The 14,095-nt window shown below is 67.7% G+C and carries 13 protein-coding genes; 6 read left to right on the forward strand and 7 right to left on the reverse strand.

The window, feature by feature from the left end; genetic code table 11:
• Positions 1-92 precede the first annotated feature (92 nt).
• Together pnuC and ADBZ5N_RS04775 are read left to right on the forward strand one after the other, a co-directional pair.
• On the forward strand, positions 93-701 hold the full coding sequence (gene pnuC, locus ADBZ5N_RS04770; protein ID WP_526256338.1) for a nicotinamide riboside transporter PnuC: 609 nt from the start codon (positions 93-95) through the stop codon (positions 699-701).
• Positions 694-1,215, forward strand: coding sequence for an ATP/GTP-binding protein (locus ADBZ5N_RS04775; protein ID WP_526256339.1), 522 nt, complete (start codon positions 694-696; stop codon positions 1,213-1,215). The genes pnuC and ADBZ5N_RS04775 overlap by 8 nt, the downstream gene beginning before the upstream one ends.
• Here the strand turns inward: ADBZ5N_RS04775 and ADBZ5N_RS04780 are convergent.
• Both ADBZ5N_RS04780 and serA read right to left on the reverse strand, forming a co-directional pair.
• Positions 1,212-2,219, reverse strand: coding sequence for a 3-isopropylmalate dehydrogenase (locus ADBZ5N_RS04780; RefSeq protein ID WP_526256350.1), 1,008 nt, complete (start codon positions 2,217-2,219; stop codon positions 1,212-1,214). The genes ADBZ5N_RS04775 and ADBZ5N_RS04780 overlap by 4 nt on opposite strands.
• Before the next feature lie 8 nt (positions 2,220-2,227).
• Positions 2,228-3,838: a phosphoglycerate dehydrogenase gene (serA, locus tag ADBZ5N_RS04785; protein ID WP_526256351.1), complete on the reverse strand. Its 1,611-nt coding sequence runs from the start codon at positions 3,836-3,838 to the stop codon at positions 2,228-2,230.
• Positions 3,839-3,930: 92 nt separating this feature from the next.
• Here serA and ADBZ5N_RS04790 point away from each other — a divergent pair, with 92 nt between their 5' ends.
• Entirely contained in the window at positions 3,931-5,373 is a 1,443-nt protein-coding gene (locus ADBZ5N_RS04790) for a phytoene desaturase family protein (protein WP_526256340.1), read from the forward strand.
• Here the strand turns inward: ADBZ5N_RS04790 and ADBZ5N_RS04795 are convergent.
• A complete protein-coding gene (locus tag ADBZ5N_RS04795; RefSeq protein WP_526256341.1) occupies positions 5,370-6,332 on the reverse strand; it encodes a DivIVA domain-containing protein in 963 nt (320 codons plus the stop codon). The two genes, ADBZ5N_RS04790 and ADBZ5N_RS04795, sit on opposite strands and share 4 nt — an antisense overlap.
• 553 nt (positions 6,333-6,885) lie before the next feature.
• Here ADBZ5N_RS04795 and ADBZ5N_RS04800 point away from each other — a divergent pair.
• A complete protein-coding gene (locus ADBZ5N_RS04800; RefSeq protein ID WP_526256342.1) occupies positions 6,886-7,587 on the forward strand; it encodes a hypothetical protein in 702 nt (233 codons plus the stop codon).
• Positions 7,588-7,662: 75 nt separating this feature from the next.
• On the opposite strand, the gene ilvC is transcribed toward ADBZ5N_RS04800, so the two are convergent.
• The 3 genes from ilvC to ADBZ5N_RS04815 are packed head-to-tail and all read right to left on the reverse strand — an operon-like array spanning position 7,663 to position 11,108.
• Positions 7,663-8,676: a ketol-acid reductoisomerase gene (ilvC, locus tag ADBZ5N_RS04805; protein WP_526256343.1), complete on the reverse strand. Its 1,014-nt coding sequence runs from the start codon at positions 8,674-8,676 to the stop codon at positions 7,663-7,665.
• A gap of 33 nt (positions 8,677-8,709) precedes the next feature.
• Positions 8,710-9,219: an acetolactate synthase small subunit gene (gene ilvN, locus ADBZ5N_RS04810; protein ID WP_526256344.1), complete on the reverse strand. Its 510-nt coding sequence runs from the start codon at positions 9,217-9,219 to the stop codon at positions 8,710-8,712.
• Positions 9,219-11,108: an acetolactate synthase large subunit gene (locus ADBZ5N_RS04815; RefSeq protein WP_526256345.1), complete on the reverse strand. Its 1,890-nt coding sequence runs from the start codon at positions 11,106-11,108 to the stop codon at positions 9,219-9,221. The genes ilvN and ADBZ5N_RS04815 overlap by 1 nt, the downstream gene beginning before the upstream one ends.
• 247 nt (positions 11,109-11,355) lie before the next feature.
• On the opposite strand from ADBZ5N_RS04815, the gene ADBZ5N_RS04820 reads away from it, so the two are divergent.
• Complete coding sequence (locus ADBZ5N_RS04820) at positions 11,356-11,748, forward strand: PH domain-containing protein (RefSeq protein ID WP_526256346.1); 393 nt, start codon at positions 11,356-11,358, stop codon at positions 11,746-11,748.
• A 100-nt stretch (positions 11,749-11,848) separates the two neighbouring features.
• Here the strand turns inward: ADBZ5N_RS04820 and ADBZ5N_RS04825 are convergent, their stop codons facing one another.
• On the reverse strand, positions 11,849-12,673 hold the full coding sequence (locus ADBZ5N_RS04825) for a DoxX family protein (RefSeq protein WP_526256347.1): 825 nt from the start codon (positions 12,671-12,673) through the stop codon (positions 11,849-11,851).
• Positions 12,674-12,796: 123 nt separating this feature from the next.
• On the opposite strand from ADBZ5N_RS04825, the gene ADBZ5N_RS04830 reads away from it, so the two are divergent.
• Positions 12,797-13,930 (forward strand): PQQ-dependent sugar dehydrogenase, encoded by a 1,134-nt coding sequence (locus ADBZ5N_RS04830; RefSeq protein WP_526256348.1) that lies wholly within the window; start codon positions 12,797-12,799, stop codon positions 13,928-13,930.
• Positions 13,931-14,095: the final 165 nt, after the last annotated feature.

Consider the following 14,095-nt stretch of genomic DNA (forward strand, 5'->3'; position numbering starts at 1 on the left):
CGGGAGTCCGGGGCAACCGGTCTGAGAAGGCGGCTTACCGCGCCGCCGACCGCCCAACCGTCCGGGTAATGCCGGGCAGGGAGCGTCGATACATGACTGTTCTGTTCACGGTGTGGGGTTACGACGTCACCGTCATCGAATTCGCGTCGGTGATTCTGGCGTTTTTGGCCATCGCCCTCGGCATCCGCGGGACCCGCTGGACCTGGCCGCTGTACTTCCTGTCGAGCCTGCTCTACGGCTGGCTGTTCGCGGAGTTCGACCTGTTCGCCTCGGCCGCGATGCAACTGATCTTCATGGCCGCGGCGATCTGGGGTTGGTTCTCCTGGGGCCGGGAGGGGGTCGAAGTACCGGGCCGGCTCACCCCGAGCCGGCGGGTGGCCGGGGTTGTCGGGGTTGTGGCGCTGTGGGCCCTGGTGGCGCCGGTGCTGCAGAGCATCGGCGGGGCAGCCACCTGGGGGGATGCCTTCATGCTGGTGGGCTCGCTGGCCGGGCAGGTGCTGATGGTGCTGCGGAAGATCGAGACCTGGCCGGTGTGGATCGCGGTGAACACCGTCGGGACAGTGCTCTATGCCAGCCAGGGCCTGTACTTCACGTCGCTGTTCTACGCCGTCCTGATCGGCATGGCCATCACCGGGTGGCGGGCGTGGACGATGCGCGCGTCAACACCGGCCTCGGTGGCGCCGGCGGTCGCGCATGGCTGAACTGATCTCCGTGGTCGGCGGTGAGTGCACCGGCAAGTCGACCTTGGCGGCGGCACTCGGGTTGCGACTGCCGGCGGTGGTCGTCTCGGAGTTCCTGCGTGACTGGGTCGATCAGCAGGGCCGGGTCCCGTTGGCGGCCGAACAGGCCGCGGTGATGGCCGCCCACCGCGAGTCGGAGATCTCAGCACTGCGCCATGCGGACCGCGCCGGGCTGGGGTGGGCGGTTTCGGACAGCGGCCCGCTGATGACCGCGGTGTACAGCATCCAGTACTACGACGATGACTCCCTGCTGGCCCGGGCCCTGGAGTGGACGGCAGGCAGCACACGGGTGCTGTGGTGCCAGGACGATTTTCCCTGGCAGCCGGATCCGCAACGGGACGGTTCACCAGCCCGCGCGACGTCCCAGCAGATCCTGGCGGCAATCTTCGCCGCGCATCCCGACCTGCCGGTGTTGACCGTCGACGGCCCGTTCGAGGAGCGCGTCGACACGGTGCTCGGTGAGGTGAGTCGCTAGAGCCGGGCCCGGATCCGCTCGCCGGCCTGCGTGGTCGTCAAGGCACCCTTGCGGGTGGCCAGATGGTCGGCGACGGCCTTGTCCACCCGGGCGGCCGCGGCGTCGTGACCCAGATGGGACAGCAGCAACGCCACACTCATCACCGCGGCGGTCGGATCGGCCACGCCCGTGCCAGCGATGTCCGGGGCGCTGCCGTGCACCGGTTCGAACATCGACGGGTTGGTTCCGGTGGCGTCGATGTTTCCGCTGGCGGCCAACCCGATTCCGCCACTCACCGCGGCCGCGAGGTCGGTGATGATGTCGCCGAAGAGGTTATCGGTGACGATGACGTCGAACCGGCCCGGGTCGGTGACCATGTGGATGGTGGCGGCGTCGATGTGCTGATAGGCCACCTCTACGTCGGGGTACTGGGCTCCGACCTCGGCCACGACCCGCGACCACAGTTTGCCGGCGAACATCAGCACGTTGTTCTTGTGCACCAGCGTCAGATGCTTGCGGCGGGCGCGGGCCTTCTCGAAGGCGTACCGCACAACACGTTCCACACCGAACGCGGTGTTGAGGCTGACCTCGGTGGCCACCTCATGGGCGGTGCCGGTGCGGATCGAACCGCCGGTGCCGGTGTAGGGCCCTTCGGTGCCCTCCCGCACGACGACGAAGTCGATCTCGGGGTTGCCCGCCAGTGGGCTACTGACCCCGTCATAGAGGCGGCTGGGCCGCAGGTTGACGTGATGGTCGAGTTCGAACCGGATCTTCAGCAGCAGACCGCGTTCCAGCACACCACTGGGCACCGAAGGGTCCCCGATCGCGCCGAGCAGGATGGCATCGTAGCCGCGTAGTTCGTCTAACACATTGGGCGGCAACACTTCCCCGCTCGCGTGGTAGCGCCGCGCGCCGAGGTCGTACTGCGTCCTATGCACACCGGGCAGTACCGCGTCCAGGACAGTCAGCGCCTCGCCGATCACCTCGGGGCCGATACCGTCGCCCGGGATCACCGCGAGTTTCATCTGCCCCGTCACGACAGGTCAACCACTTCCAGCGTCGAGGCGTCGACGGCATCGCGGATCGCGGTCCGCACGTCGGCCGGCACGTCACGGTCCAGGCGCAGCATCACCGTCGCTCCCCCACCGCTGGTGTCCTGACTCAGTTGCGCGGCCTGGATGCTGACCTCAGCCGCACCGAGCATGGTGCCGATCTTGCCCAACGCGCCGGGTTTGTCGTCATAGTGCAGGATCAGGTTCACGCCCTCGGCGCGCAGGTCGAAGCTGCGGCCGTTGATGCCGACCACTTTTTGGACCTGCTGGGGCCCGGACAGCGTGCCGGAGACGTTGACCGACGAACCATCAGGGGAGACCACCCGCACGTCAACCAGGCTGCGGTGATTCGGGCTTTCCGAGGCGGTGCTCAGTTCGGTGTTCAGGCCGCGGTCAGCCGCCAACGCCGGGGCGTTGACGAAGGTCACCTGCTGATCGGTCATGGTGGAGAACAGCCCACGCAGCGCCGAGAGTTTCAGCACCTCGACATCTTCGGCGGCCAACTCCCCGCACACCCGCACCGACAGGGTGTTGGGCGCCTCGGTGCCCAACACGCCGACCAGCACCCCGAGTTTGCGCACCAGGTCCAGCCACGGCGAGACCTCCTCGCTGACCGCCCCGGCGCCGACGTTGACCGCGTCGGGGACGAACTCACCGGCGAGGGCGAGTCTGACGCTGGCGGCGACGTCGGTGCCGGCCCGGTCCTGCGCCTCGGAGGTGGAGGCGCCCAGGTGCGGGGTGACCACCACCTCGGGCAGTTCGAACAGTGGGCTGTCGGTGCACGGTTCGGTGGCGAAGACGTCCAGGCCGGCGGCGCGCACATGGCCGCTGCGGATGGCGTCGGCCAGCGCCTGCTCGTCGATCAGCCCGCCGCGTGCGGCGTTGACGATGATCACCCCCGGCTTGGTCTTGGCCAACGCCTCTTCACCGAGCAGTCCGGCGGTCTCCTTGGTCTTCGGCAGATGCACCGAGATGAAGTCCGCCCGGGACAAGACCTCATCCAACGGCAGCAGTTCGATGCCCAGTTGGGCAGCCCGCGCCGCCGGGACGTAAGGGTCGTAGGCGATGACGTGGGTGCCGAACGCCGCCAGTCGCTGGGCCACCAATTGACCGATCCGGCCAAGGCCCACCACGCCGACGGTCTTGCCGTAGACCTCGGTGCCGTTGAACGTCGAGCGTTTCCAGGTGTGCTCGCGCAGGGTGGCGTCGGCCGCCGGGATCTGACGGGCCGCCGACAGCAGCAGCGCACACGCATGCTCGGCAGCGCTGTGGATGTTGGAGGTGGGCGCGTTGACCACCAGCACACCGGCGGCGGTGGCGGCGTCGACGTCGACGTTGTCCAGCCCCACCCCGGCCCGGGCGACGATCTTGAGTTTGGGTGCGGAGGCGATCACCTCGGCGTCGACGGTGGTGGCCGAGCGGACCAGTATGGCGTCCGCATCGGCGACGGCTTCCAGCAGCTTCGGGCGGTCCGGGCCGTCGACCCAGCGGATCTCCACCTGATCGCCGAGGGCGGCGACGGTGGACTCGGCAAGTTTGTCGGCGATCAGCACGACGGGCTTTTGGGGGTGGGGGGGCTGGTGGGAGGGCAGGCTCACCGGGACAGACTAATAGTGCCCCCCGGCAGTGCTCCCCATGGTGCCCCCGGGGCCGAGATTCGGCGGCGGGCGGGAAAGATGGTGCTATGGACGTCACCATCGTCGGCAGCGGGCCCAACGGGCTGTCCGCCGCCGTCCTGTGCGCCCGGGCCGGCCTGAAAGTGCAGGTCCTCGAGGCGCAGCCCACCCTCGGCGGGGGCTGCCGCACCCTGCCGGACCCGGAGTTCGGCGATGTCGGCCACGACATCTGCTCGGCGATCCACCCGCTCGCCCTGGCTTCCCCGTTCTTCACCGAGTTCGACCTGCGGGCGCGGGGAGTGCAATTGGCGGTGCCGGAAATCTCCTATGCCAACCCGATGCCTGCCGGACCTGCCGCGCTGGCCTACCACAATCTGGAGCGCACCGCCGCGGGGCTGCAGCACGGCGACTCCTGGCGGCACCTGCTGAAGCCGTTGGTAGAACGCGGCGAGGACGTGGTCGGTTTCCTGATCGGCGACAAACGCTCACTACCGCCGGATGTCCCGGCCGCGGCCATGCTGGGCCAGCGGATGCTCGAGCAGGGCACCCCCGCGTGGAACACGCTGCGCGGAGAGGACGCCCGGGCGTTGTTCACCGGGGTGGCCGCGCACACCATCGCCAGGATGCCCTCGTTGGTGGCCGCCGGGGCGGGTCTGCTGCTGGCGACCCTGGCACACACCTCCGGATGGCCGGTACCGGTGGGCGGTAGCCAGGCGATCGCCGACGCGCTGATCACCGATCTGCGAGCGCACGGCGGGGAACTGCACGCCGGGGTTCAGGTCACCTCACCCCCGCCCGGTGTAGTGCTGTACGACACCGCGCCAACGGCACTGCTGGGAATCTACGGCCCCGCGCTGCCGGACCGGTACGCGAAGGCATTGCGGCGCTACACGTTCGGCCCCGGAGTTGCGAAGGTGGATTTCGTTCTATCCCAGGAGATCCCGTGGTCCGACGAGCATCTGGCGACGGTGCCCACGCTGCATCTGGGTGGAACCAGGGACCAGATGGCGCACGCCGAACGAGAGATCGCCGCCGGGCGGCACGCCGACTGGCCGATGGTGCTGGCGGCGCAGCCCTGGGTGGCGGATCCCAGTCGCATCGACACCCACGGCCGCCGGCCGCTGTGGACCTACGCCCACGTTCCCGCGGGCTCGCCGGTGGACCAGCAAAGAGCCATCACCGCGGCGATGGAACTTTTCGCACCCGGCTTCTCCGACATCGTGGTGGCCGCCCGCAGTATCCCGGCCGCCCGCCTGTCCGAGCACAACGCCAACTATGTCGGCGGCGATATCGGAGTGGGCGGCAATTCCGTACTGCGGGCAGTGCTGGGACCCACCCCCAGGGTCAACCCGTGGAGCACCCCGATCCCCAAGGCCTACCTGTGCTCATCAGCCACCCCGCCCGGTGGCGGAGTGCACGGGATGAGCGGCTATTACGCGGCCCGCACTGTGCTTGAGCGAGAGTTCGGCTTGGGCGTTCCGTCGCTGAGAACTGCGTCGGAGACGCGTTAAACGTTCTCCGTCTCGGCGTCTTCGGCGCTGGCGCTGTCCTCGAACCGGACGACCAGTTCGTCGTCCTGCTGGCCGGACTGGGTGTAATACAGCTGGTCGTCGACCCTGCTGGCCAGCGCCAGCCCGGAATCCGGGCTGACATTGACCTCGTGATAGGCGTTCTGCAGGATCGCGGGGATCGATTCGAGGCTGCTGTGCACCTCCGCGAGCTGTTCAAGAACGGCGATGCGCTTCTCGCTGATGTCCTCGAGAGACCGGCGCGTCTCCTGGAGCCGACGGTCGATCTGCTCGTTGACAACGCGCAGTCTGCGTTCGGACTCGGCCTTGGCGTCGAGAACTCGGATCTCGCATTCCTGGGCGGTGGTTCGGATCTGTTCCTCAACCCGGGCCTCGGTCTCGCGGCGCAGCCGGGACAGTTCGGTGGCGAGTTCCTCCTCGGACTGCTGGCGGCGAAGGGCTTCGACCTCCCGCATCCGCTCGGACTCGCTGACCGCTTGGGCGATGATCCGCGCCGCCTCGTCGCGGGCCCGACTCATCACCTCTGCGTACTCGGTCTCCATCGCACGCTGGCGGGCCGCCAACTCCGCGAGATTCTGACGGGCTTGGGTCCGAGCCGCTTCGGCCTCGGTCTGGGCGTTGGCAATCATCGACTCGGCCTCGAGCCGCGCCTCGTACTGCATCTCAGAGACTTCGTCGACGGCGACACGGAGCATCTTGGCGATCCGGTCGGTCATCGCCTGCGGCGCCTGCGAGGACTCGGTGAGAGTGGCCCGTTCGTGCTGAAGTTGGGCCACCTGCGTCGTGGAGTCGTTGAGCTGCTGGTGCAGCTCGCCGACCTGCGCCGAGGTCTGATCGAGCTCTGCCCGCAGGCTCTCGACCTCCTGCTGGAGGCCCTGCTGCACGTAAGACATCTCGCCGATCAGTTCATCGACGGCGGCCGGGTCGTAACCGTTCCTCACGCGTCCGAAGTCCGATGGAACACCACGCGTGAAAGAAGTCACGGTGAATCAACCCCTCACTTTGCTGCTGAACGGATACCGGACCACAGGCCCGGGTGCGCGCCAATGTACAACCTCGCTCCGCGTGGTGCCTGGCGCGCCCTGAATATACAGCGCCACAGTGCGGATTTCCAGCCGTTGCCACAGGCGCCCGCCGCGGGACCCCTGACGTTCACCGGAATCGATGACGGCCCCGCCGGTGCAACGAAGAAGTCGCTGTTATCTGCGCGGTTGAGCACGAAGGCAGTCAGCTCCGGCGGCTATCTGGCTCAGTGCGCTCACCAGCATGAACCAACGGGCGGGTGGGTAGATCGGCGGCGAGGCCCGGCTGATCAGCGCCGACAACCTGCTTCGGCCGGCCGTCGAGATGGACATCCGCGGCTGTAGGTTTCGCTAGATTAAAGTCTCTTTTTGAGGACGCCCGGCGGCTGATGCGAAGGTCAGCCGGAGAGCCGATTATGCGGAGATCAGGCAGCCCGAAGTGAGTTTTCTCCACCTTACGAACGCATCAGCCGTGGCCATCGCCTGCTGGGCGTTGTGGGTGCGCCGGCTGAGTTTCGGCTCGCGGTGGGATGCCCCGATCACGGTGGGTGTCGGGTTGTACGGGCTGGCCGCCGCCCTCGATTCGGCGTGGCCGGCGATGGCAGCCGCATCGTTCCCGGTAACCGGCAAGTACTACGTCCTGCCGGCGCTGGGCCACATCTGTTATCTGGCCGGAACCGCGGCGGGCATCAGGAGCGTCTACGTCAGGCTGCTGCCCGACGAGGAGATCGACGCGTTCATGAGAACGCGCGTCACACCGGCCGTCGCCATCGCGGGGGTGGCGATGCTGGGATGCCTCATCGCCAGTCCGGTGACCTCAGCCATGCCGGCCGAGCATTTATACACCGTGCCGATGGACGGATGGCTGCGCGCGTATTTCGTCATCTTCCTGCTGACCTTCACCGGACTGCTGTGGGCCGCGGTCTTCGGGGGGTTCCTCTTGCGGAAAGAGCCCAACTCCGGCGCGGTGCTTCCGTTGATGGGCACAGCATCGACCGGCAGCATCGGCTGCCTGGTCATCCTCGCCGCAATCCTCAGCGGCAGAACCGAACTGGTCCCGACATTTGTCTGGCCGGTGACCTATCTCGCGACTGCGGCGGCCTCCCTGATCTGCGGGATCTACTGGCGCCGACGGGTTGCCTCCCTCACCCGGCCGGCGGACGACTCGGCCTAGATCTCATTCTGCGTCTGGCGAGTAGCCAAGTTCCCGAACCTGCTGCGGCACAGCCGTTTGGCAATGAGCCCGGCGTTACGCCGTCTCGGTGATCGGGCGGTCCACCCAGCTCATCAGCTTGCGCAGCTTGGCGCCGGTGACCTCGATCGGGTGCTCGGCGTTCTTCTTGCGCAGCGCCTCAAGTTCGGCGTTACCGCCCTCGACGTTGGCCACCAGGCGCTTGACGAAGGTGCCGTCCTGAATCTCGGCGAGGATCTGCTTCATCCGGGTCTTGGTGTCGGCGTCGATGACGCGCGGGCCGGACAGGTAACCGCCGAACTCCGCGGTGTCGGACACCGAGTAGTTCATCCGGGCGATGCCGCCCTCGTACATCAGGTCGACGATCAGCTTGAGTTCGTGGAGCACCTCGAAGTAGGCCAACTCCGGCGCGTACCCGGCCTCGACCATCACCTCGAAGCCGGTCTTGACCAATTCCTCGGTGCCGCCGCACAAGACGGCCTGCTCACCGAACAGGTCAGTTTCGGTCTCGTCCTTGAACGTGGTCTTGATGACCCCGGCGCGGGTGCCGCCGATGCCCTTGGCGTAGGACAGCGCCAGCGCCAGGCCGCCGCCGGTCGGGTCCTGCTCGATGGCCACCAGGCAGGGCACCCCCTTGCCGTCAACGAACTGCCGGCGCACCAGATGTCCCGGTCCCTTCGGGGCGACCATGCCGATGGTGACGTCAGCCGGCGGCTTGATCAGCCCGAAGTGGATGTTCAGACCGTGGCCGAAGAACAGCGCATCGCCGGCTTTGAGGTTGGGCTCGATGTCCCTGGAGAAAATCTCAGCCTGCGCGGTGTCGGGCGCGAGCAGCATGATCACGTCGGCCCACTTCGCGACCTCGGCCGGGGTGTCGACCTCCAGACCCTGCTCTTCGACTTTGGCCCGCGACTTGGAGCCCTCCTTGAGCCCGACCTTCACCTGCACGCCGGAGTCGCGCAGGCTCAGTGAGTGCGCATGGCCCTGGCTGCCGTAGCCGATCACACCGACCTTGCGGCCCTGAATGATCGACAGGTCGGCGTCGTCGTCGTAGAACATCTCGATTGCCAATGGAGTTCCTTCTCTTGCCTTCTCTTGTTGTGCTTACTTCGAGTTCGTCATGCCGCGCGGCCCGCGCGACAGTGCTACCACACCGGACTGCACCGTCTCCCGGATCCCGTACGGTTCGAGCACCCGCAGCAGCGCTTCGAGCTTCTCCTCGGTACCGGTGGCCTCGACGGTCAGCGACTCGGTGGACACGTCGATCACCTTGGCGCGGAACAGATTCACAGCCTCGATCACCTGGCTTCGGTTACCGGCATCGGTGCGGACCTTGATCAGCGCCAGTTGACGCGCAACCATGTTGTCGTCCTCCTGCTCGACGATCTTGATGACGTTGATCAACTTGTTGAGCTGTTTGGTGATCTGCTCGAGCGGGGTCTCCTCGGCGGTGACGACGATGGTCATCCGGGACATGTTCTTCTGCTCGGTGGGGCCCACCGCCAGAGACTGGATGTTGAACCCGCGCCGGGAGAACAGCGCCGCCACCCGGGCCAGGACGCCGGGTTTGTCCTCCACGAGGACCGACAGGGTGTGGGTCACCGCGTTAGCCATCAGGCACGTCCCTCGGAGTTGTCCTCGTCGAACAGTGGGCGGATGTTGCGGGCCGCCATGATCTCGTCGTTGCCGGTTCCGGCGGCCACCATCGGCCAGACCTGCGCGTCGGCGCCGACGATGAAGTCGATCACCACGGGCCGGTCGTTGATGGCACGCGCCTGGTTGATCACGTCGATGACGTCTTCGGAACGCTCGCAACGCAATCCGACGCATCCCAACGCTTCGGCCAGCTTGACGAAGTCGGGGATGCGCTGGCTGTGGGTGGCCAGGTCGGTGTTGGAGTACCGCTCGCCGTAGAACAGCGTCTGCCACTGCCGCACCATGCCGAGGTTGCCGTTGTTGATCAGCGCCACTTTGATCGGCACGCCCTCCACAGCACAGGTGGCCAGTTCCTGGTTGGTCATCTGGAAGCAGCCGTCGCCGTCGATGGCCCACACCTCGGCGTCTGGGCAGGCCATCTTGGCGCCCATGGCGGCCGGCACGGCGTAACCCATGGTGCCCAGGCCACCGGAGTTCAGCCAGGTGCGCGGCTTCTCATAGGAGATGAACTGCGCGGCCCACATCTGGTGCTGGCCCACGCCGGCGACGTAGATGGCGTCCGGACCGGCGATGCGGCCCAACTGCTCGATGACGTACTCGGGGCTGAGGCTGCCGTCGCTTTGCGGCCCGTAGCTCAGCGGGTAGCGCTCGCGCACCCCGTCCAGGTAGGACCACCACTCGGCCAGGTCGGGGTCTTGGACGCCCTCGTTGCCGATCCGGTCGTCCCCGCTGGGCCGGCGGCGCAGCATGTCGACCAGGTCGCGAATGACGGCCTTGATATCGCCCACGATCGGCACGTCGGCGTGCCGGTTCTTGCCGATCTCGGCCGGGTCGATGTCGGCGTGGATGACTTTGGCGTCGGGCGCGAAGGTGGACAGCTTGCCGGTGACCCGGTCGTCGAACCGGGCGCCGAGAGTGATCAGCAGGTCGCTGCGCTGCAGGGCGGCCACCGCGGCCACCGTGCCGTGCATCCCCGGCATCCGCAGGTTCTGCCGATGGCTGTCCGGGAACGCGCCGCGCGCCATCAGGGTGGTGACCACCGGGATGCCGGTGAGCTCGGCCAGTTCCTTGAGTTCTTCGCACGCCTCACCGCGGATCACGCCGCCGCCGACGTAGAGCACCGGCTTGCGGGCGGCGGTGATCAGCTTGGCGGCTTCCTTGATCTGGCGGCCGTGCGGCCTGGTGTTGGGTTTGTAGCCGGGCAGTTCCAGCTGCGGCGGCCAGGAGAAGGTGCACTCGCCCTGCAGGACGTCCTTGGGGATGTCGACGAGCACCGCGCCGGGGCGACCGGTGGCGGCGATGTGGAAGGCCTCGGCCAGCGACCGACCGATGTCGTCGCCGTCGCGCACCAGGATGTTGTGCTTGGTGATCGGCATGGTGATGCCGGTGATGTCGGACTCCTGGAAGGCATCCGTGCCGATCAGGCTGCGGCCGACCTGCCCGGTGATCGCGACGACCGGGATGGAGTCCATCTGGGCGTCGGCCAGTGGGGTGACCAGGTTGGTGGCGCCCGGTCCGGAGGTGGCCATCATCACGCCCACCCGGCCGGTGGCGTGGGCGTAGCCGCTGGCAGCGTGCCCGGCGCCCTGCTCATGGCGAACCAGCACGTGGCGCAGTTGCTGGGAGTCGAACAGCGGGTCGTAGACCGGCAGTACCGCCCCACCGGGGATGCCGAAGATCAGGTCGACGCCGAGTTCCTCCAGTGACCGCACCACCGCTTCGGCGCCGGTCATCTGCTGCGGGGCGACGCGCTTGGGCGCGGGACTCTTGGCCGGATGCGAGGTGTGGTGGCCGTTGGTCGGGGCGGCGTCGCCCGACTCGGGTGCTCGCGTGGTGGGTGCGCTCACTGGGCTGTCCTCATTCGTCTCGTCGTCGGTTGTGGGGCAAGAAAAAACCCCCGTCAGCTGGCGGCTGTACGAGGGTTGCGCGTTGGTGCGTGTGGCTAAACCCGGCGGGGGGCAAGCGCGGCACCAACGCGCTGACCTACTACTACGTGATTCCCGCCGGTCGTCATAACCCCGAAGGCTAGCCTCAGCACAGGTCAGCGTCAAATCCTCAGCGGCAAAGCAATCCGGTGATGCAATGATGATCCCCATGCCCCGCGGAACCGACAGTGCCAAGACCGTCATCCGCATCTCCCCTATCGCGCATTTCGCCTCGGCTTTCCTGGTGATGTCCCTGCTCACCATCGGCCCGGCGTTCGGTAAAGCCGGTCTGGTTCTGCTGGTGATCCCGCTGCTGGTGTCGGTGGTCATCGAGAGGCTGCGCACGGTGGCCGATGCCGACACCGTCACCGCCCGCACCCTGTTCTCCAGCAGGACCGTCAACTGGCCTCAGATCGAGGGGCTGAAGTTCAACCGGGGCCGCTGGGCGCGGGCCTGCTTGACCGACGAGTCCGAGATGCTGCTGCCCGCGGTCACCTTCGTGACACTGCCCCGGCTGACCGCGGCCAGTGGGGGCCGGGTACCGAATCCGTATCGGCGCTGACCGCCCGGCTCATCAACACCGGCGAGTGTGCGGTGGCTGCGAAAAACGCGTCGATTCATCGCGGTGGGCGCACGCTCGGCGAAGGGGGTGCAGCGCCCGGTTAGACGAACGGGTTGTTGCCGCGTAGGAAGAACCAGGCCGCCAGACCGCCGCCGACGCCCAGCAGCAGAGCCAGGAACGACCCGATGAACGGCCGACGGGCCCAGCCTCGTCCGCCGTCGAAGCCGTAGCGGCCGGGACCGGCGAGCACCAACGCCGCCGTCGCCGCCGCCAGCAGCAGCAGCGTTTCCGCTTCCGAGCCCAGGACCAGGCCCCTCACGTCTTGGGAGTGGAATGCCGCCATCGCGCCGGCGACCAGGACCGCTAGACCGACGGCGCCGGCCACCGGCGTGAACAGCCCCAGGATGAGCAGCACACCCGCGGCGATCTGCGCCCCGGCACCGAGGTAGCTGAGCAGGTCGGCGTTCTGGTAGCCGGCCTCGGTCAGTTCCTTTTTGAATCCCTGCAGACCCGGCCCACCCCACCATCCGAAGACCTTCTGCAGCCCGCGGGAGACGAACCACGCGCCCAGCGCTACCCGCAGAACCAGCAGGCCCAGATCCTGGGTGCCGCGCCGTCCAGCCTTGGCCCGCTCCTCGGCGTCGATCGGGTTGATCTCCAACGGCCCGGGCGAGGGGGGCGTGCTGCTCGGCGGCGGGGCCGGCTGGACGTACGGGAGCGGCTCCGGTTCCTGCAGTAGGCCGTACCCGGTTGAGGGCCCCGGCGTCGGTGCGCCGCTGTACGGGGCGCGCAGACGGGTGGTCTCGAGGTCACTGGAGTTTCCCGCCGCCACGTCGTCCTCGGGATCGACCAGCCGCGCCGATGCGGGCCGTACCGGCGCGTCCTCAGGTCGCTGCCAGCCAGGATCGGGGTTTTGGCTTGTCACACAGGCCAGAGTAAGTGTTCTGGCCGGTAATGCTACGGATTTGCCGGGCACGTCGGGGGATTCGACCTCTTGCAGCACGGGGCGCCGTGGCCAAGATCGCCTGCCGATCCGTAACCTGGCCACATGCGAATGCGTGTGCCTCGGTCAGCCGTGGCCGTGATCTGCGCGGCGACTGCTGGTTTTGGGGGGGCGGTCGTGGCGGGCTGCGCGCGCTTCGACAATGCGGTGTCCCAGCCGTTCACCACCCCGCCGGACTTCCGGCCGGGGCCGCCGTCGACGCCGCCGCCACCGCCCCCGCTGCCGCCCAAACCGTTCCCCAAGGCCTGCCCCGCCCCCGGGGTGATGCAGGGCTGCCTGGAGAGCACCAGCGGGTTGATCATGGGGTCCGACGCCAAGACCGCCCTGGTCGCCGAGCGCGTCACCGGCACGGTCAAAGAGGTCTCGATCAGCGCCGAACCGAAAGTCAAGACCGTCATCGGCGTCGACGGCAGCGGCGACGGCGGACTGATGGACATCGTGCTCTCGCCGACCTACTCCCAGGACCGGCTGATGTACGCCTACATCAGCACCCCGACCGACAACCGGGTGATCCGCATCGCCGAAGGCGACGTTCCCAAGGACATCCTCACCGGAATCCCCAAGGGCGCCAACGGCAACACCGGGTCGCTGGTCTTCACCAGCCCGACGACGCTGGTGGTGCAGACCGGAGATGCCGGCAACCCGGGTGCCGCCAATGACCCGAAGTCGTTGGCGGGCAAAGTGATCCGTATCGAGCAGCCGACCACGGTGGGCCAGGCGCCGCCGACCACCGCGCTGACCGGCCTGGGGGCCGGCGGTGACATGTGCGTGGATCCGGCCGACAAGGCCCTCTATGTCACCGACCGCACACCGGGCGGTGACCGGTTGCAGCGGATCGGGCCGGACTCCAAGGCCACGACGGTGTGGACCTGGCCGAACCGGCCGGGGGTGGCCGGATGTGTGGCCCTGGACGGCACCGTGCTGGTCAATCTGGTCAACACCAAGCAGACCGTCGCGGTGCATCTGGCGCAGGCGACCGGTGCGGTCACCGGTGAACCGGAGGTGGTGCGGGAGGGAACCCGCGGTCACGCCTGGGCGCTGGCGGTCTCCCCGGACGGCAACATCTGGGGTGCGACGGTCAATCGGACCGCCGGGGACGCCGAGAAACTCGACGACGTGGTCTTTCCGCTGTTCCCCCAGGGTGGCGGCTTCCCGCGGTCCAACGCCGACGTGACCTGACGCTTCTAGCTAGCTCACCCCGACTTTGTAATGGGTCAAATACCAGGTCACGACGATCGCGATCAGCACGACGTACAGCACCAGCGAAGTGATACCCATCCGCCGATCAAGTGCCTGCAGGATCGCGTCGGCTGACTCCTGGGTGGAGCGCCTACTGGCGAAGAC

The organism is Mycobacterium sp. (assembly GCF_044370595.1).
Taxonomy (GTDB): domain Bacteria; phylum Actinomycetota; class Actinomycetes; order Mycobacteriales; family Mycobacteriaceae; genus Mycobacterium.

What these genes read in the sequence shown, in the direction of transcription:
- pnuC (WP_526256338.1), top strand. Translation starts at nt 93, where the DNA reads ATGACTGTTCTGTTCACGGTGTGGGGTTACGACGTCACCGTCATCGAA.
- ADBZ5N_RS04775 (WP_526256339.1), top strand. Translation starts at nt 694, where the DNA reads ATGGCTGAACTGATCTCCGTGGTCGGCGGTGAGTGCACCGGCAAGTCG.
- ADBZ5N_RS04780 (WP_526256350.1), bottom strand. Translation starts at nt 2,219, where the DNA reads ATGAAACTCGCGGTGATCCCGGGCGACGGTATCGGCCCCGAGGTGATC.
- ADBZ5N_RS04790 (WP_526256340.1), top strand. Translation starts at nt 3,931, where the DNA reads ATGGACGTCACCATCGTCGGCAGCGGGCCCAACGGGCTGTCCGCCGCC.
- ilvN (WP_526256344.1), bottom strand. Translation starts at nt 9,219, where the DNA reads ATGGCTAACGCGGTGACCCACACCCTGTCGGTCCTCGTGGAGGACAAA.
- ADBZ5N_RS04820 (WP_526256346.1), top strand. Translation starts at nt 11,356, where the DNA reads ATGCCCCGCGGAACCGACAGTGCCAAGACCGTCATCCGCATCTCCCCT.
- ADBZ5N_RS04830 (WP_526256348.1), top strand. Translation starts at nt 12,797, where the DNA reads ATGCGAATGCGTGTGCCTCGGTCAGCCGTGGCCGTGATCTGCGCGGCG.